This window comes from Halococcus hamelinensis 100A6 (assembly GCF_000336675.1).
Classification (GTDB): Archaea; Halobacteriota; Halobacteria; order Halobacteriales; family Halococcaceae; genus Halococcus; species Halococcus hamelinensis.
Genome location: NZ_AOMB01000005.1, coordinates 203,206 through 221,979, shown reverse-complemented (window position 1 = coordinate 221,979; position 18,774 = coordinate 203,206). Strand labels below are relative to the sequence as shown.

Genomic DNA, 18,774 nt, shown 5'->3' with positions numbered 1-18,774 from the left:
CCGTCTTCAACCCCGCGACTGTCGACGGCGACGAACTCAGCAAAGCAGCTCGTCGAACGGTGGGCAACGCCCTTTCTGAGAGCGATGCCGCGCACCTGTAACGGGCCGTCGTCGTCTTAGTCGGGGCTCGCGTGCGCCACGAACCCAGAGTTCTGCTCGACTGTGAGGTCTGGTATACCCGTCGCTGGGCAGTCGAGAGCGGTACGAATGATGCAAGCGCGCGGGCGGACGCTTAGTGGTTTTTGAGCAAAAGGCTATAGGCTAAAGACAATATGTGAAAATATGGCTAAGATCACAGTACGAACCACTGAACTTGGGCGTGGGGGGAATTTTGGAGCAGAGCGGCTTGTCGGCTCTGTCGTGGGTAGAGGAAAGTGTCCTCACTGCAGCACTACAGTCGGATTGCGTCAGATGTCGGCGGGGGAGAGCAGTAGTACTATCGGGTACTCGGCGCCAGTCAGATGCGACAATTGCCATGCAGTTCTGGCACTAGCATATAGTACAGGCTCACATACAGCAAAGTTGTATCCTAGTCCCTCAGTACAAGGCGTCGATGACGTGCCTGACTTCGTGAACAGATACTATCAAGAAGCACTACGGTGCATCTCCGCCGAAGCACCGAGTGGAGCCGCGACTCTTTTCAGGAAAACTATTCACGCAATCGCAATCCACTACGACATCGCTGAAGTCGATGATAACATGAGTATCTACAAGATGCTCCAAAAGTTGAAGGACGAAGGCGAGATCAACGAGAAACTCCGTAAGTCGCTCAACGGTGTGAAAGATCTGGGGAACGACGGTGCTCACATCAACGAGAACGAGCCAGATATGGAGCAGGCAGTCAGGTTGAAAGGAATGATCGATTCGGTGCTATCAGCGACTGTAATCGCTGACCAGCAATTGGAAGCCACCCGGGAAGACCACCCCAATGAGTACACGGATGATAGCAGCGACAAGTGATCGCTACGACCTAGCCCCCGGAACCTCCGACGCCCACGAACCCATGCAGTTCGGATGTGCGGGCAGTATTCCGAGCGCCTCGTCGCGGTCGTAGGGGTTGTCGGCCACGAGTGGGGCGCAAATCTTCTTGCACGGGCTCGTGTTCTGGATTCGGACCCTGTTGATGTCGTTGCGGATCTGGGTGTTGAGCCATTCCTCGAAGTCGGTCTCGGAGCCCGTTCGAACCGCGGTCGAGACGCCCGAACTACAGGACGCCCATCGCGGTCAGCCGTTCGGGGAGATAGGTGTCCGTGACGAAATCGAGGCCACGCGCGGCCAGCGACTGCTGTTCGGCCTTCTTGCCGATGTCGAGCTGGAGTTCGATCTGTTCGCGCCAGTAGTCGGTCTGGAATCGCGGGTCGGTGAGTTCGCTCTCGAGCGCGTTGATGTCCGAGTCGCTGAGGGGGTCGGTCGGCAGGTCGTACTCCACGATGTCCGCGGGCTGGATCCCGATGAAGCGCGCCTCGGGCGTGGCGAGGTACTCGGAGAGGTGGGCGGACTTGATGGAGCCGTAGGCCACCGAGCCGTAGATCCGGTAGGACCACGGGTCGCCGTCGGTGAAGACTACTACTGGGAGATCGAGTTCGTCGTGGAGCCGTTTGATGATCCGCCGGGTCGCACGCGCGGGCTGGCCGCCGAGGTGGACCACGAGGGTGCTGAAGTCCTCGTCGAAGCCGTTCTCGACCAGTCGGTCGCGCATCCCGCCGGTCTCGACACAGAGGACGAAGTCGGTGTCGTGGTCGAGGAACTCGATCGTGTCGGGGTTGTTCGGGATCTGATAGCCGCCCTGGCCGACGTCGTCCTGGCAGTGGATCTCGCGGTCGCCGCGGTTCGTCTGCTCGCGGATGCGGAGCGGGCCCATGAGCTTCGCGCCGGACTCCTCCGGACGCATGTGGAAGTCCTCGCGGGTGACGTGGGAGACGATCTCGAGGTCCTCGATCAGCTGGTTCGACTCGTCCTGGTCGGAAAACTGGGCCTCCTTCTCGCCCCAGCTCTCCGAGAGGTAGTAGAGTTCACGCAGGGTGGACGAACGGTCCTCGTCGAGCTGCTCGGCGAGGAAGTCGATCGTGTAGATGGCCTTGAGGAGCTTGCGCGCGCCGCGAACGGAGTTCGCGCTTCGCGTGCTCTCGCGGTCGCCGTAGACCCAGACGTTCGAGTCCTCGTCGTACTCGATGTTGGATTTCGTCCGCGTCGGGAGCCGCATCTCGGGGACCTCCCCCGCGGCGAACTGGTCGTAGAACTCGGCGGCGAGGTCGATGAGCCGCTCGCGCGCCGAGGCGTCGATGTCGGGTGTGTCGGTGCTCATGGGTGGTTCTGTTTGTGGAACGAGTTAGGCGTTGACGGTGAGTTTCTCGGCTTCGATACCGGTCACGTCGAGGTCGAAGGCGGCGTCGGCGTCGGCGAGGTCGTATTCGAGCGTGGCCTCGTCGTTGCCGCTCACTTCGGGCGACCACTTGATGAACCACTCGCCGTCCATCTCGACGACGCGCGCGCCGTCCGAGACCGCCGTCGGTTCGGCCGAGACGATCTCGGTGAGCTCCGGGCTCTCGCCCGTCGAGGAGTGGTTCTCGACGACGAGTTCGACGTGGTCGTCCTCGACGCGCCGCTCGACCAGCACGTTGTTCATGATCCGCGCGAGCGAGTCGTCGATGTCCAGCTCCTCGCGCTCGGTGACGTCGGCGAGCTTCGTCGCCATCTCGGGGAGGATCGCCCCGAGCACGTCCTGCTTTTGGCGGCGCTGTTGCATCGACTGGCGCTTTTTCAGGTAGCTCTTGAGTTCGCGGGCGGCCTCACGGACCGCGAGTTCGATCTCGTCTTCGATCCCGGGGACGTTCGCTATGGCGTCCTTCGATTCGCTGGTGAAGGGCACGTTGGTCGAGGCGACGTGGACCATGATGACGCACGGCCCGTTCGGCATCCCCGACCCGCCGGGCTGGTCGAGACCGTAGTTCCGCCAGCCGATCGACTTGATCACGTCGGTCGTCGCACACGCGCCGCGCTGGTAGACCAGGGGAACGCGGTTGGCGAAGCGCATGAGCTGGACGTTCCCCTCGGCTCCGAGCTCGCCGCCGTAGGCGATGCCCGCCTCGACGATGAACGGGTCGCCGCCGTGAACGCCCGCGTCCCGCGTCGCCGAGGCGTAGAAGTCCGCGTCGAACTCCTTTTCGAGACCCGAGCGCACGAGCTCGGCGGTGATCGGCGAGAGGCAGTCGGTCGGCGGCGCGATGATGTCCGTCGCGCTCATCGCGTCCAACAGCGCGCTCGCGGTGTCGCGGTCGCCGGCCACTTCCGTGACCGTCGGCGGGTCGTCGGGCACCGCCCGACAGACCTCCCAGACGGCCTCGACGACGTTCTCGCGGGCGGTCTCGCCGAACGAGACGTCGTCGCGCTCCTCGGTCATCGCCGCCGCGCGGTCGACGTACTCGGCGAGCTCGTCGCGCCGGAGGCGGTCGCGCCCGCCCTCGAACTTCGCGGCCAGCCGGTCGGCGAACGGTTCGATGGTCGAACCGTCCTTTCGGGTGCTCGTCGCGTCGTCGGCGAGCTCGTAGAGGTCGCTCTCGCGGTTCTCCCGAATCACGTCCCACGTCGCCGCGACGGCCTTCTCACACACCGTCTCGCCGAACGTCGTGCCAGTTTCGGCGTTGGTCTCGCCCGCCGCCGTCCGCACGAGGGCGTCGAGTTCGTGATGTGCGAGTCGGTCGCGCTCCCCGACGGCCTCGGCTATGTGGGTGGCGAACGCGTCGACGTCCTCGGCGCTTTTGTTCGCCACCACGTCGGTGACCGCGGCCTCGACCGCCGCGCCGTCGTGGGGCGTTCGCCACGCCATCTCGCGACCGTAGTGGCGGTCGTTGAACGCCGCGATGACGTTCGCGGCGGTCTTCTTCCCGACCCTGGTGAACTCCTCCTGGAGGAAGCCCGAGAGGCTGTAGGAGTCGGTGTCGTCGAGCATCTTCAACAGCGTTCCGAGCTCGACCCCGTGCGGATGCGGGCGGATCTCCTCGGTCTCGGCGGGGAGGTCGTCGGTGGCGCGTTCGGCCTTGAACTCGCCGCCGGGTTCGCGGAGCTCGATCCGGGCGTGGGGGTTCACCACCGCGGTGTGTTTGATGTAGTCCCGGAGCTGGCCGCGGGCGCGCATGTTCGCGTCCATCTCGAGCTCGATCCGCGTCCCGTGAGGCCGGTCCCAGGTCGTCGTCTCCTCGACCGAGACCTCGGGTTCGTTGGTATCGGTATCGATGATGAGCTCGAAGTACTTCGCCTCGCCGCCCCCCGTGCGACTCGTGATCTTCGCGGGTTTCCCGCTCGTCAGTTGGCTGTAGAGAACCGCCGCCGAGATACCGATCCCCTGCTGGCCCCGGGCCTGTTCGCGTTTGTGGAACCGCGAGCCGTAGAGGAGCTTTCCGAAGACCTTCGGGAGCTGTTCGGCGGTGATCCCCGGACCGTTGTCCTCGACCACCAATCGATAGTAGTCGCCGACCTCCTCGATCTCGACGTAGATGTCGGGGAGGTGGCCGGCCTCCTCGGCGGCGTCGAGCGCGTTGTCGACCGCCTCCTTCACGGCGGTGACGAGGCCCCGGGCACCGCTGTCGAACCCGAGCATGTGCTTGTTCTTCTCGAAGAACTCGGCGATGGAGATCGCGCGCTGGCCCTCCGCGAGCTCCGCGGCGACCCCCCCATCGTCGAGCGTGGATTGGAGGGATGGCATTGGTGGTGGTATTTCGGGGACGGTTAAAACCCCGATGGTACCACGGTGGAAGTGGAGGGCGCGGCCGAGGCGGTGGTCGGCGAAAACCGCCCGCCGTCTCGGCCGTCAACCGGTGTATCACGGCGTCAGCGCCGGCATACCGATGGCGCGCGTGCGGGAGACTTATGCCGCCGGGACCGCTATGAATCGATAGATTATATGTCGCAAGACAAGTATGGAGCGGGGCAGATTCAGGTCCTCGAAGGCCTCGAGGCTGTCAGAAAGCGTCCGGCGATGTACATCGGGTCGACGGACGCCCGCGGGCTCCACCATCTCGTTTATGAGGTCGTCGACAACGCCATCGACGAGGCGCTCGCCGGTTACTGTGATTCGATCACCGTCACGATCCACGACGGCGAGCACCCCTCCGTGAGCGTCGCCGACGACGGCCGCGGGATCCCGGTCGACGAGCACGAGAACGGGAAGTCCGCGCTCGAAGTCATCATGACCGTACTCCACGCCGGCGGGAAGTTCGACAAGGAGTCCTACCAGGTTTCGGGGGGGCTTCACGGCGTCGGGGTGAGCGTGGTGAACGCGCTCTCGAAGTGGGTCGAGGTGACGGTGAAACGCGACGGGGCGGTCTGGAAACAGCGCTTCGACCACGGCGAGCCCGACGGCGACCTCGAACGGGTTCGCGACCTCGACCCCGAGGAGGAGACGGGCACGGAGCTCCGTTTCTGGCCCGACGACGAGGTCTTCTCGACGACGGACTTCGCCGCCGCGACGCTCGCGACCCGCCTGCGCGAGCTCGCCTTCCTCAACTCCGGGGTCGAGATCCAGCTCAGGGACGAGCGCGACGACAGCCAGGAGCGCTTCCGGTACGACGGCGGCATCCGCGAGTTCGTGGTCTACCTCAACGAATCGAAGAGCGCGCTCCACGAGGACGTGATCTACCTCGAGGACACCGCGACCACCGACGAGGGCGAGGTCGCCGTCGAAGTGGCGATGCAGACCACCAGCGAACTTCAGGGCTCGATCCACGCCTTCGCGAACAACATCAACACCCGCGAGGGCGGGACCCACCTCACGGGGTTCAAGACCGCCCTAACTCGCGTCGTCAACGACTACGCGAAGGAGAACGGCCTGCTCGACCCGCTCGACGGCGACACGCTGAAGGGGAGCGACATCCGCGAGGGGCTTACTGCTGTGATCTCGGTCAAACACCCCGACCCGCAGTTCGAGGGCCAGACCAAGACCAAACTCGGCAACGGCGAAGTCAACGGGATCGTCGCGAGCGCGGTCCACCAGCACCTCGACACCTACTTCGAAGAGCATCCCGACACCGCGAAGGCGGCCATCAACAAGGCCGTCGAGGCCGCGAAGGCCCGTCGGGCGGCCAAGAAGGCCGAGGAGCTCACCCGTCGGAAGTCCGCGCTCGAATCAACCGCGCTCCCCGGCAAACTCGCCGACTGTCAGACCCGCGACCCGAGCGAGGCCGAACTCTTCATCGTGGAGGGCGACTCGGCCGGTGGCAGCGCGAAACAGGGTCGTGACCGGGAGTTCCAGGCCATCCTTCCCCTCTTCGGGAAGGTGCTCAACGTCGAGAAGCACAGACTCGATCGGATCCTCGAAAACGAGAAGATCCGCAACCTGATCACCGCCATCGGCGCGGGTGTCGGCGAGGAGTTCGACATCGAGGAGGCCCGATACCACAAGATCGTCATCATGACCGACGCCGACGTCGACGGCGCGCACATCCGGACCCTCTATCTGACCCTGCTCTATCGCTACCTCAAACCCCTCATCGAGGCGGGCTACGTCTACGCCGCCCAGCCTCCCCTCTACCGGATCCGGAAGGGCGGCGAGACCTACGACGCGATGACCGAGGCCGAGCGCGACCGGATCGTCGAGGAGCAGTGCGACGGCAGCCCGGACCAGGTCCAGCGGTTCAAGGGCCTCGGGGAGATGAATCCCGACCAGCTCTGGGAGACCACGATGAACCCCGAAAACCGAATCCTGAAGCGGATCACCCTGGAGGACGCCGCCGCCGCCGACCGGATGTTCTCGGTGCTGATGGGCGACGCGGTCGAGCCCCGCCGGGACTTCATCAAGAGCCACGCGACCGACGCCGAGTGGGTGGACATCTAATGCACCCACCTTTCAGCCCCACCTTTTGCTGCAGTCGGCCGCTTCGCGGCCTCCCTGGCAAAATGTGGATCAAAAGCGCGTCGGGTTCCCGTTCGGTCACCCTCGCGCCCGCTCGCTCACTCCGTTCGCTCGCGGTGGGACCACTGGCGACACCGCGACCGCTCCGCACAGCACCGCAGAAGCCCTCCGGCGCTCGTTTCACTCGCGCCGTCGCCCTTCATCCGCCAGGCACCGCACCGCAACCGTACCGCGACCGTACCGCGACCGCACCGCACGGCGGCCGACCGGCAATCGACACCACGACATCACCCCTGATCCATGAGTTCTGACATTCCCCCAAGCGGTCCCGACGCGTCGATGGACTCGGTCCGTATCGAGGACGAGATGGAGCAGTCCTACATCGACTACGCGATGTCGGTCATCGCGGGTCGGGCGCTCCCCGACGTTCGCGACGGCCTCAAACCCGTCCACCGTCGGATCCTCTTCGCGATGCACGAGGAGGGCGTCACCTCCCGTGCGGGCCACCGGAAGTCCTCCTCCGTCGTGGGCGACACGATGGGCGACTACCACCCCCACGGCGACTCGGCGATCTACGACGCGCTCGCGCGGATGGCCCAGGACTTCTCGATGCGCGCGCCGCTCGTCGACGGCCAGGGTAACTTCGGCTCCGTCGACGGCGACCCGCCCGCGGCGATGCGCTACACCGAAGCCCGGATGAGCCCGATCGCGGAGGAACTCCTCTCGGACATCGGGAAGGACACGATCGACTTCGCCCCGAACTACGACGACCGCCTCGAAGAGCCGGACGTGCTCCCGGCGGCCTATCCGAACCTTCTGGTGAACGGTTCGTCCGGTATCGCGGTCGGGATGAGCACCAACGTCCCGCCGCACAACCTCGGGGAGGTGATCGACGCCACGATCCACCTCATCGAGAACCCGAACTGTGTCGTCGAGGACCTGATGGAGCACGTGAAGGGCCCCGACTTCCCGACCGGCGCGGAGATCGTGGGCCGCGAGGCGATCCACTCGGCGTACACCACGGGCCGCGGCCGGGTCCGGATGCGCGCGAGCTACGAGATCGAGGAGAACCCCAGCGGGGATCGGATCGTCGTCACCGAACTTCCCTACCAGCAGAACAAGGCCAAACTCGTCGAGCACATCGCGGACCTCGTCAACGACGGCACCCTCGAAGGGGTTTCGGACCTCCGTGACGAGTCCGACAGGGACGGCATCCGGATCGTCATCGACCTCAAACGCGGTGCCCTGACGGACGTCGTCGAGAACCAGCTCCTCGAACACTGCTTCGAGAAGACCTTCGGGGTGATCAACCTCGCGCTGGTCGACGGCGAGCCACAGGTCCTCGACCTGAAACAGCTCCTCGGCCACTACCTCGACCACCGCCGCGAGGTGGTCCGCCGGCGGACCGAACACGACCTCGCCGAGTCCGAGGACCGCGCCCACATCCTCGACGGCCGGCTGACCGCGCTCGAAAACGCAGAAGACGTCATCGAACGAATCCGGGACGCCGAGGACCGAAGCGCGGCGAAGGCCGCCCTCCAGGAGTCCTACGACCTCTCGGGGCGCCAGGCCGACCACATCGTCCGGATGCAGCTCGGGAGCCTGACCTCGATCGAGGTCGAGGAGATCGAGGCGGAGTACGAGGACGTCCAGACGGAGATCGACCGGCTCGAAACCATCCTCGGGAGCGACGCCGAGCTCGACCGGGTGATCACCGACGAGCTCCGGGAGGTCAAAGCCGAGTACGCCGACGACCGCCGGACGCGTATCGTCGAGGACTACGGCACCGTGACCCGCGAGGACCTCATCCCCGAGGAGGAGGTCGTCGTAGTGGTGACCCAGAACGACTACATCAAGCGGATGCCGGCGGCGAACTTCGAGGCCCAGGGTCGCGGCGGCAAGGGGATCATCGGCACGAAACTCAAGGAGGGCGACCGGGTGTCGGCGGTCTTCCGGGCGAACACCCACGATTATCTCCTGTGCTTTACGAACCAGGGCTACGTCTACCGGCTCAAGGTCTACGAGGTGCCGGAGATGGGTCGCACGGCGCGCGGGAAGTCCGCGGTGAACCTCGTCGACCTCGACGACGGCGAGGACATCACGGCCGTGGTGGCGACCGACGACCTCGACGACGAGGACCAGTGTCTCACGATGGTCACGCGCGAGGGGTACATCAAGCGGACCTGCGCCACCGACTTCGAGAACATCCACTCGAACGGCCTGATCGCCACCCGGCTCGAAGACGGCGACGAGCTCGTGGACGTGACCGTCACCGACGACGAGGGCGACCTGCTGGTCGCCACCGAGCAGGGCATGGCGATCCGATTCCCGAAGGAGGAGGCCCGCGAGATGGGCCGGAGCGCCCGCGGCGTGAACGCGATCAGACTCACCGACGGCGACGCAGTGGCCGGGCTGGTGGTCGCGCGGGAGGGTCACGACCTCCTCACGCTCACCGAGAACGGCTACGGCAAGCGCACCCCGGTGGAGAAGTACCGGACCCAATCGCGCTACGGCAAGGGATTGAAGGACATCAAGACCGGCGGCCGCAACGGCGACGTGACGGCGATCGAAGCCGTCACCGCCGACGACGACCTCGTGGTGATGAGCCAGGGCGGCCAGATCATCCGAACCCGCGTCGAGGACATCTCGGCGGTCGGCCGGAACACGAAGGGCGTCCGGGTGATGCAACTCGCCGACGGTGACCACGTCGCCTGTCTCGACGTCCTCTCCGAAGTCCAGTAGGCCGCCATCGCGGCGGCGGTGCGGTCGCGGCTGCGGTTGCAGCGCGGTCGCGGTCGCGGTGCGGTCCTGGTGGATGAAGGGCGAGGCCGCGAGCGAAGCGAGCGGTCGAGGGCTTCAGCGGTGCTGTGCGGTGGCGGAAGTTATTGTACCGCGAACGAGGCCGCAGGCCGAGTGAGCGGGCCGAGGAACCCCCGAGCGGAGCGAGTGGGGTGACGTGGGCTTTTGATCCACATTTTGCCAGGGAGCGAGCGCTAGCGAGCGACCGCAGCAAAAGGTGGGTTTATTGGAACATCCGGAGCGGCTCGGCCTGGGAACTCTCGTCCTCGGCCTCGGCCATCCGTTCGGCGAGGCGTTCGCGGGCCTCGCGGATCTCCTCGGCACGCTCGGTCAGGTCCTGGGTCTCGACCTCGATACCCGCGATCGGTGCGACCCCGTGTTCGAGGACGACCCGAGCGGCCTCGGGGTCGGGGAATCGCGGGTCGGTCTCGACGATGAGGCCGACGCTGTCGAGCCCCGTCCGCTCGGCCTGATAGAGCAGCGCGCCGGTCGGGCCGCTGACGAGGCCGCCCTCGGCGGGCGGGACGACCCCCGCATCGTCGAGCAGGCGGTCGCCGTCGCCGGTCGAGACGCCGTAGAGTTCGCGCGGGTCGTCGGACTGTTCGGGCAGACCGGAGAGGTAGATCGGCGTGACGTCGTGGTCGTCGAGCCAGCCGGTCACGCAGGCGGCGAAGGCGGTCGCCTCGGAGGGCGAGACGGGGACGTCGCTCTGGAGCACCACGAGGTTCCGGTCGGGGTCGGCGTGGAGGCGGACCGGCGGGCGGAGCGCGGAGCGCTCGCCGCGGTAGACCCCGACCTGCGGGACCCCGTCGCAGTGGACGCCCGCGTAGTACTCCATCCCGAAGGCGTTCACGAGGTGGTCGGCGACGGTCTTCCCGACGAGGCCGACCCCGGGGAGCCCCTCGACGAGCGTCGGCGAGTCGAGTTCGAGGTCGGCCACGACGTCGATGCGAGCCATAGCTAGAACCACTCGCCGCGCCGACATAGCTCTTCCCCGGAGTCCGAAATCGACAAGCGACCACGCCGACCACGACGACCAATGGACCCCCTCGACCGATACGAACCCATCATCGACGACTTCGCGGCGTTCCGTGCGGCCTGTGAGCGCCCGCTCGGCCACGTCGCCCGGGTCAACACCATCAAGACGAGCGTCGAGCGCGCGAAGGAGGCACTCGACGAGGAGGGTGTCGAGTTCGAGTCGTGCGAGTGGCAGCCGGGGCTCGTGAAGCTCGACGGGACCACCACCGGTCGGACGTGGGGCGCGTTCCACGGCTGGCTCCACGGCCAGGAGGAGGTCTCGGCGCTGCCCGCGACGGTGTGTGACCCGAAACCGGGCGAACGGGTGTTCGCGGCGTGTGCCGCCCCCGGCGGGAAGGCCACCCAGCTCGCGGCGCTCGCCGACGACCGCGGGCTCGTGGTCGCGAACGACCGCAACCTGGGACGGCTCTCGGCGCTCCGGTTCAACGCCGAACGCCTGGGGGTGACCTCGATGGCCGTCACGAACCGGGACGCCGGCAACTACTCGCTCGCGCCGTTCGATTTCGAGGCGTTCGACCGCGCGCTCGTCGACGTGCCGTGCTCGTGTGAGGGCACCATCCGGAAGAACCCCGACGCGCTCGACGAGTGGTCCCGCCAACGGATCGAATCGATCGCCGGCACCCAGAAGTCTATCCTCCGGCGGGCGGTCCAGGCGACCAAAACAGGGGGGACAGTGGTTTACTCGACGTGTACCTTCGCGCCGGAGGAGAACGAGGCGGTGCTGGACGCGGTCCTCGAAAGCGAGGACTGCCGGCTCGTCGAGTTCGAGTGCGGGCTCGAAACGAGGCCCGGGATCACCGAGTGGGAGGACGACCGCTTCGACCCCGGTGTCGAGCACGCGAAGCGGGTCTACCCCCACCTCAACGATACGGGCGGCTTCTTCTGTGCGAAACTGGAGGTCGCGGGATGAGTGGTCCAAACGAGAACGACGGCTCGCGGTTCGACCGCCTGCCCGCCACCGCCGCCGATCGTGCGGTCGACGGCCGGGCCACCCGCGAGGCAGTCGTGGGGTTCTGGACCGACCGCTACGGCGTCTCCCCCGCCGTCTTCGACGAGTACTCCTTCTGGGAGAAGGGTGCCGGGAAGGTCTGGGCCTTCGCGGGCGAGATGGAGGGGCCAGTCGAGATCGAGGCGCTCGGGATGACCTTCCTCCGAACCCGTCAGGAGCACTGGAAACCCACCACCGACGCGGCACAGCGCTTCGGCGAGCACGCGACCCGGAACGTGATCGAACTCACCCGCGAGGAGGCCCGGCGGTTCGTGGCGGGCGAGGACCAAGACATCGAGTGGGAGGGCGACTGGGGCTATCTCGTCGTCGCCCACGACGTCGCCGGCGAGCCCGAACCCCTCGGTGTTGGGCTCTACCTCCACGACGAACTCCGGTCACAGATCCCGAAGGGTCGCCAACGAGACCTTTAGTTATTGCCGTTCCTTTGCGTGTAAACGTTCACTACTGTCATTGCGTTGCCTGCGATCCTCATAACGCATACGGCTTATGTTGGGTGATATAACTCTAAGACGTTATCTCTTCTCTCGCACCGTGCCGCCGCTCAGCCCCTCCCACTCCACCCGATAGCCGAGTTTCGAGAGGAGGGCGCTCGCGTCGTCGACCCCGACCTCGTCGAGGCGGGCTTCGGCCGCCGAAAGCGCCATTCCGGCTTCGATAACCTCGTCGAGGTCCGCGAGCACCGCCGGCCGGACGAGCGTGCGCCCGACGCGCTTGTGCTCGGGAAATCGTTTCCCCTCGACGACGGCCTCCGAGACGCCGTAATCGGCGGCGAGGTCGGCGAGCGGGACGACGTCGGCCTCGGGAACGAGTTCGTCGGGCAGCGCCGCCGCGCGCTCGTCGTTGAGTCGCTCCTCGTACCCTCGGAGGGCGTCCCGGACGTCCTTGAGCCGGACCCGCTTCGAGTAGGGGATCGCGCGGGCGTCGCGGGCGTCGAGCTCCTCGCCCACCCCGAGCGAGTCGTCGACCGCGACGAGGAGTTCGACGGTTTCGAGTTCCTCGATCTGGGTGAGCTTCTTCTCGACGTACTCCGGGGTCCAAAAGCCCATGATCTCGAAGTAGACCCGGAACTCCCCGTACTTCCACTCGAACGCGAAGTCCGGGATCATCACCCGCGCGCCCGTTTCGAGGGGTTCGGGTTCGCGCACGAGGTCCCAGTCGAGGTCGAGCGAGGCGAACCGGGTCGCGAAGTCGGCCTCCACCGCGCTGTCGTAGCTCACCTCGACCACGGGCTCGGTTCCGGGAACCCGGAGGTCCTCGTCCGTGAGCCGGAGTTCGCGTTCGGTGCCGTGGTCGTCGATGGTCGCCGCGAACGTCCAGCGTCCCGTCCCGGCGACGCTTCTGAGGAGTCGGGCGAATCGGGTACCGTAGCGCCTCGTCCGTCGAAAGACGCTGTCGGGGCCCGTCACGACGACCTCGCGCTCCGAGAGGGCTTCACCCGTGTCACCGGCCTTTCGGATCTCGTACATCAGCCGGAGGCGTTTCACCACCGTGACGACCGCCCGCGGGTCCGAACTCCGGATCCGGACCTCGGTAGCGTCGAACAGCGCGGTCTGGGCCAACGAGAGGTCGTACTGTGTGAGCAGTCCGTCGGGGTCCCACGGGACGTCGACCGCCACGAGCACCTGCCGTTCGTCGAGGTCGGCGTAGAGCGACCGCCCGACGTCCGCCGGCGACGCATCGAGCGCGTCGGCGGCCCGCGACAGCGCCGTCTCGCGCTCGGCCTCGGTGACGACCCCGACCGACTCCGCGGCGGCGAAGGCGGTGCTTCGGGTTCGTTCGGGGTCGATGACGGCGCGCGTCTCGAAGGTCGCCGCCCGGTCGACGAGCTTCGCGAACCCGCGGACGAGTTTGAAATCGTCGGCCTCGCCTTCGAGGTCGGCGAGCGCCTCGTCGAGGTCCGCCCGCGTCTCGCCGGTGTGGCCCTGATAGACCCCGATGACCCGCGCCGCGAGCCGCCGGTCGTCCGGGGTCGAGAACCGCGGGCGGTAGCCCCCGCCGGCGCGCGACACGCGGAGGAGGTCCTTCGTGAGCACACCGAAGCTGAGGGATCACGGCATAAAAACTCCACTCGCCGCTACCGCCGCCGTTCGGCGACGCGTTCCTCGGCCGTCTCCTCCGTGACGACCTCGTAGAGCAGCGCCCGACCCCCGTCGGCCTTCGGGCGAAGCACCCGGCCGAGGCGCTGGGTGAACTCCCGTTCGGAGCCGCTGCCCGAGAGCACTACCGCGACGTTGGCGTCCGGCACGTCGACCCCCTCGTCGAGGACGTTCGCGGTGACGACCCGCGAATAGGTCCCGTCCCGAAAATTCTCGAGGACCCGGCGGCGCTCCGTCGCGCCCGTCTGGTGGGTGATCGCCGGGAGCAGGAACCGTTCGGAGAGTCGGTAGACGAGGTCGTTGTGTGCGGTGAAGACGATGACCCGGTCCTCGCGGTGGCGGTCGAGGAGGTCGGCGAGGGTCTCGACCTTGGCCGTGGCGTTCATCATCACCTCGCGAGCGCGCTGGTTGGCGAGCAGCGCCTCGCGCGCCTTCGGGTCGTTGCCCGAGCGCATCACGAGCTTCCGATAGTCGCTCCCGCTCCGCATGTCGAGGTTCGAGCGCGCGAGGTAGTTCGCGAAAATTTCCCGGTGTTCGTCGTATGTGGTGCGTTCGGCGTCCGTGAGCGAGACCGCGATGCGTTTCACGTCGTAGGCCGCGAGGTGACCCCCGGCGAGGTCGTCGGCCGCGATACGGTGAACCAGCGGTCCACAGAGCTCGGAAATCACGTCGTGGGCCCCGTCGGGCCGCTCGAACGTCGCGGTCAGCCCCAGCCGCGCGGGCGCGGCGAGCAGGCGGGCGATCTCGCGGTAGCCCTCGCCCCCGAGGTGGTGGACCTCGTCGAAGACCACCAGCCCGAACCGGTCGCCGATGTCGTCGGCCCGGAGGTAGGCCGAGTCGTAGGTCGCCACGGTGAGGGGTTCGACGCGCTGTTCGCCGCCGCCGAGCTGGCCAACCGATATCGAAAACTCGGTTTCGAGTTCGCGCCGCCACTGTGAGAGGAGGTCGATCGTCGGCACGACCACGAGCGCCGCGACCCCGAGGCGCTCGATGGCCTCGATGCCGATCACGGTCTTCCCGCTCCCGGTCGGGAGTTCGAGCACGCCACGGTCCCCGTTCGCCCGCCACGCGTCGAGCGCCTCGCGCTGGTAGCCCCGGAGCTCGTAGGTCGAGGCCACGTCGAGCCCCGGCGCGTCGAGCACCCGGTCGTCGACCGCGACCCCGCGATCGTCGAGGACGTCGAGGAGTTCGGCGTAGCGGAACGCGGGTGCCCGCGCGGTCTTCGAACGCGGGTCGGCCTCGACGGACGGCAGGTCGAGGTCGACACCCTCGACCCGGACGGTGCCGTTCTCGTAGGTCAGCGTGGCGGCCACATCGGTCCCCTGGACCGCGGGCGCTTTATACCTCCCGCGAGCCCCAAAGATGAGTTCGCGAAGCTTCCCGGTCCCGAAGTCGGTTCGGTGGCGACCGCGCTCAACCGGCACTCGGGCTCCCAGGAACACATCCAGCTCGTCTCCGACCGTCGGGTGTTCGAACAGTACGTCGACGTCCTCGATCGAGCGGCCGGCGCGGGATTCCTGAATCCTTTTGTTCGTGTGTCGGCTTTCACCGTTCATGAACGAGAACGACGGCGAGACACCGGTGGACCCGGACGATTCGGCCGAGGGGACACCGACGGAGGAGGTGCCGGTCGAGGAGGCGGCGACCGGCGACTCGACGGCCGCGGACCTCGTCGAACGCGTCGAGGAACACGCGGACGGGGAGCTGGCAAGCGAGGTGGACGACCTCCGCGAGCGCGCCGCGACGGCCGAGGAGCGAGCGGCCGAGGTCGAGGAGCTCGAAGCCCAGTTGAAACGCAAGCAGGCCGACTTCCAGAACTACAAGAAACGCGCGAAGCAGCGCCAAGAGGAGCAGGAGGCCCGTGCGACCGAGGACCTCGTCACCCGACTCCTCGAGGTCCGCGACAACCTCTCGCGGGCGCTCGAACAGGACGAGGAGGTCGACATCCGACCGGGCGTCGAGAGCACCTTAGAGGAGCTCGACCGAGTGTTCGACGACGAGAACGTGGACCAGATCGAGCCCACGCCCGGCGACGCCGTCGACCCCCAGCGCCACGAGGTCATGCTCCGCGTCGACAGCGACGAGCCCAGCGACACCGTCGCGGAGGTCTACCGCCCGGGCTACGAGATGGGCGAGAAGGTACTCCGCCCGGCGCAGGTCACCGTCAGCGAGTAGTCCGGCTACCGCTGCCGGCTCGCCGAGGCCGCGATCCTGACTCCCGGACTGTAGAAGTGAACCGGCTCGCTCTCGGGGTCGGCGAAGCCGTTGGCGCGAAAGAGCGAGTTCTCCTCGATCGTCACGTCGGCCGGCGAGAGCGGCCAACGGTCGTGGCTCACGTTCGAGTACCTCACCGAGCCGTCGGGGGCTTCGGTGTAGAACCGATAGCGCTCCGTGACGAAATCGGCGAGCGTGCCGGGGCCGGTCTCGACCTCGCCATCCGCCGGTTCGTAGCTCGCGCGGAAGTCGGCGGGACGGGCACCTGGATGACGACGATGGTTCACGAACCGGTTTCGATGCCCCCTCGACTCGTGGGTTATCCTGGCGTAGTAGTAGGGGAGATGGTGGAACAGCCGCGCGCCGAGCACACCCGCGATCCCTTCGGCGTCGAGGCTGAAGAAGTAGACGCTGGGCGTCCCATCGACGTCGACGTAGGTTCGGAGATTGAGCTCGGGGAGGTCGACCCCGAACCGCTCCGGCACCCCGCGCGGGCGGACGGCGGCGTTGGTGAAGGGGACGACCGAGAGCCACGCGTCGCCGTCGTAGGTGTCGAGGTCGAGCGCGTCGGGGAGGTGGGCGGCGACGGTTTCGGGTGGAAGGGGCCAGTTGGCGAAGAGGAGCTCCCGCCAGTGCATTTCGAGAGGGACGACCATGGTTCGAAGCGGGGCTCGGGGCGCTTTTGGCTTTCACCCGCGAGCCACGGACCGATGGCATTGTGGTCGGGGGTATACGTCGTGTGTCACACCCGCACCCGACCGGAAAACCGCAACAGGGGAGCGGTGTCGGCCTCGTGCCTCTGGCAGTTGATGTAGCAACTTTTAACCGGCGGAAACCGATAGGGGTTCCCAACAATGGCGAGCAACAAGATCCTCGGTATCGATCTGGGAACGACGAACAGCGCGTTCGCGGTGATGGAGGGTGGCGACCCCGAGATAATCGTCAACGGCGAGGGCGACCGCACCACGCCGTCGGTAGTGGCCTTCACCGACGACGAGCGGCTGGTCGGCAAACCGGCGAAGAACCAGGCGATCCAGAACCCGGACCGCACGATCAACTCGATCAAGCGCCACATGGGCGAGGACTACGAGGTCGACATCGACGGCGAGAGCTACACGCCCCAGGAGGTCTCGGCGCTGATCCTCGGCAAGATCAAACGCGACGCCGAGGAGTACCTCGGCGACGAGATCGAGAAGGCGGTCATCACGGTTCCCGCGTACTTCTCCGATAGCCAGCGCCAAGCCACGAAGGACGCCGGCGAGATCGCGGGCTTCGACGTCGAGCGGATCATCAACGAGCCGACGGCGGCCTCGATGGCCTACGGCCTCGACGACGAGTCCGACCAGACGGTGATGGTCTACGACCTCGGTGGGGGGACGTTCGACGTCTCGGTTCTCGATCTGGGCGGCGGCGTCTACGAGGTCGTCGCGACCAACGGCGACAACGACCTCGGTGGCGACGACTGGGACCAGGCGGTCATCGACTGGCTCGCCGAGCAGTTCGAATCCGACCACGGCTTCGACCTCCGGGAGGACCGACAGGCCCTCCAGCGCCTGAAGGACGCCGCCGAGGAGGCCAAGATCGAACTCTCCAACCGGAAGGAGACCACGATCAACCTCCCGTTCATCACGGCGACGGATTCGGGCCCGGTCCACCTCGAAGAGAAGCTCTCGCGTGCGAAGTTCGAGTCGCTCACCTCGGACCTGATCGAGCGAACCGTCGAACCGACCCAGCAGGCGCTCTCGGACGCGGGCTACGACGCCGGCGACATCGACGAGGTCATCCTCGTCGGCGGTTCGACCCGGATGCCTCAGGTCCAAGAGCAGGTCTCGGAGCTCGTCGACCAGGAGCCCCAGAAGAACGTCAACCCCGACGAGGCCGTCGCGCTGGGCGCGGCGATCCAGGGCGGCGTGCTCTCGGGCGACGTCGACGACATCGTGCTGCTCGACGTCACCCCGCTCTCGCTCGGTATCGAGGTCAAGGGCGGCCTCTTCGAGCGGCTCATCGACAAGAACACGACCATCCCGACCGAGGAGTCGAAGATCTTCACCACGGCCGCCGCGAACCAGACCGAGGTCCAGGTCCGAGTGTTCCAGGGCGAGCGCGAGATCGCCAACGAGAACGAACTCCTGGGTGAGTTCCGACTCGCAGGGATCCCGCCGTCGCCCGCGGGCACCCCGCAGATCGAGGTCACGTTCAACATCGACGAGAACGGCATCGTGAACGTCGCGGCCGAGGACCAGGGCTCGGGCAACGCCGAGGACATCACCATCGAGGGCGGTGCGGGTCTCTCGGACGACGAGATCGACCGGATGCAGGACGAGGCCGAACAGTACGCGGAGGAGGACGAACAGCGCCGCGAGCGCATCGAGGCGCGCAACAACGCCGAGAGCTCCGTCCAGCGCGCGAACACGCTCCTCGAGGAGAACGAAGAGCAGGTCGACGACGATCTTCGTGAGGATATCGAGGACGCCATCGGCGAGGTCGAGGAAGTCCTCGAGGACGAGGACGCGAGCACCGAGGAGCTCGAAGACGCGACCGAGAACCTCTCGACCGAGCTCCAGGAGATCGGCAAGCAGATGTACCAACAGCAAGAGGCCGCCCAGCAGGCCGCTGGCGGTGCCGGCGGTGCGGGTGCGGCCGGTGCGGGTCCCGGCGGCATGGGCGACATGGGCGGCGAGAGTGACGCGGACGACGACGAGTACGTCGACGCCGACTTCGAGGATGTAGCGGACGACGAAGACGACGACAGCTAAGCCGGAGCCCCTCCC

The 18,774-nt window shown here is 66.8% G+C and carries 13 protein-coding genes; 7 read left to right on the top strand and 6 right to left on the bottom strand.

Features of this window, described 5'->3' with window-relative positions:
* Positions 1 to 558: 558 nt before the first annotated feature.
* Positions 559 to 960, top strand: coding sequence for a DUF4145 domain-containing protein (locus C447_RS01975; RefSeq protein ID WP_007690353.1), 402 nt, complete (start codon positions 559 to 561; stop codon positions 958 to 960).
* A gap of 244 nt (positions 961 to 1,204) precedes the next feature.
* On the opposite strand, the gene C447_RS01970 is transcribed toward C447_RS01975, so the two are convergent.
* Together C447_RS01970 and C447_RS01965 are read right to left on the bottom strand one after the other, a co-directional pair.
* Positions 1,205 to 2,305 (bottom strand): DNA topoisomerase IV subunit A, encoded by a 1,101-nt coding sequence (locus tag C447_RS01970; RefSeq protein WP_007690351.1) that lies wholly within the window; start codon positions 2,303 to 2,305, stop codon positions 1,205 to 1,207.
* A 24-nt stretch (positions 2,306 to 2,329) separates the two neighbouring features.
* Positions 2,330 to 4,702 (bottom strand): DNA topoisomerase VI subunit B, encoded by a 2,373-nt coding sequence (locus tag C447_RS01965; RefSeq protein ID WP_007690349.1) that lies wholly within the window; start codon positions 4,700 to 4,702, stop codon positions 2,330 to 2,332.
* 198 nt (positions 4,703 to 4,900) lie between these two features.
* Between C447_RS01965 and gyrB the strand changes: the two genes are divergently transcribed.
* Both gyrB and gyrA read left to right on the top strand, forming a co-directional pair.
* Positions 4,901 to 6,829 (top strand): DNA topoisomerase (ATP-hydrolyzing) subunit B, encoded by a 1,929-nt coding sequence (gene gyrB, locus C447_RS01960; RefSeq protein WP_029601923.1) that lies wholly within the window; start codon positions 4,901 to 4,903, stop codon positions 6,827 to 6,829.
* Positions 6,830 to 7,147: 318 nt separating this feature from the next.
* Positions 7,148 to 9,589, top strand: coding sequence for a DNA gyrase subunit A (gyrA, locus tag C447_RS01955; RefSeq protein WP_029601922.1), 2,442 nt, complete (start codon positions 7,148 to 7,150; stop codon positions 9,587 to 9,589).
* 280 nt (positions 9,590 to 9,869) lie between these two features.
* Here gyrA and C447_RS01950 read toward each other — a convergent pair whose 3' ends face one another.
* Positions 9,870 to 10,604, bottom strand: coding sequence for a proteasome assembly chaperone family protein (locus C447_RS01950; RefSeq protein WP_007690342.1), 735 nt, complete (start codon positions 10,602 to 10,604; stop codon positions 9,870 to 9,872).
* A gap of 81 nt (positions 10,605 to 10,685) precedes the next feature.
* Between C447_RS01950 and C447_RS01945 the strand changes: the two genes are divergently transcribed.
* Together C447_RS01945 and C447_RS01940 are read left to right on the top strand one after the other, a co-directional pair.
* Positions 10,686 to 11,594 carry an RsmB/NOP family class I SAM-dependent RNA methyltransferase gene (locus C447_RS01945; RefSeq protein ID WP_007690340.1) on the top strand — a complete coding sequence of 303 codons (909 nt, stop codon included), beginning with the start codon at positions 10,686 to 10,688 and terminating at the stop codon, positions 11,592 to 11,594.
* Complete coding sequence (locus C447_RS01940) at positions 11,591 to 12,103, top strand: DUF7122 family protein (protein WP_007690339.1); 513 nt, start codon at positions 11,591 to 11,593, stop codon at positions 12,101 to 12,103. The genes C447_RS01945 and C447_RS01940 overlap by 4 nt, the downstream gene beginning before the upstream one ends.
* A gap of 102 nt (positions 12,104 to 12,205) precedes the next feature.
* Here C447_RS01940 and C447_RS01935 read toward each other — a convergent pair whose 3' ends face one another.
* Positions 12,206 to 13,726, bottom strand: coding sequence for a DUF790 family protein (locus C447_RS01935; protein ID WP_007690338.1), 1,521 nt, complete (start codon positions 13,724 to 13,726; stop codon positions 12,206 to 12,208).
* A 41-nt stretch (positions 13,727 to 13,767) separates the two neighbouring features.
* Complete coding sequence (locus tag C447_RS01930; protein ID WP_007690337.1) at positions 13,768 to 15,345, bottom strand: DEAD/DEAH box helicase; 1,578 nt, start codon at positions 15,343 to 15,345, stop codon at positions 13,768 to 13,770.
* On the opposite strand from C447_RS01930, the gene C447_RS01925 reads away from it, so the two are divergent.
* Positions 15,344 to 15,964, top strand: a complete 621-nt coding sequence (locus C447_RS01925) for a nucleotide exchange factor GrpE (RefSeq protein ID WP_007690335.1) — start codon at positions 15,344 to 15,346, stop codon at positions 15,962 to 15,964. The genes C447_RS01930 and C447_RS01925 overlap by 2 nt on opposite strands.
* Before the next feature lie 5 nt (positions 15,965 to 15,969).
* Here C447_RS01925 and C447_RS01920 read toward each other — a convergent pair whose 3' ends face one another.
* The gene (locus tag C447_RS01920) at positions 15,970 to 16,659 is read right to left on the bottom strand and encodes a YqjF family protein (RefSeq protein WP_029601920.1); all 690 of its coding nucleotides are present in this window, start codon (positions 16,657 to 16,659) and stop codon (positions 15,970 to 15,972) included.
* 198 nt (positions 16,660 to 16,857) lie between these two features.
* On the opposite strand from C447_RS01920, the gene dnaK reads away from it, so the two are divergent.
* Positions 16,858 to 18,759 (top strand): molecular chaperone DnaK, encoded by a 1,902-nt coding sequence (gene dnaK / locus C447_RS01915; RefSeq protein ID WP_007690330.1) that lies wholly within the window; start codon positions 16,858 to 16,860, stop codon positions 18,757 to 18,759.
* The last annotated feature ends 15 nt before the right edge of the window (positions 18,760 to 18,774 follow it).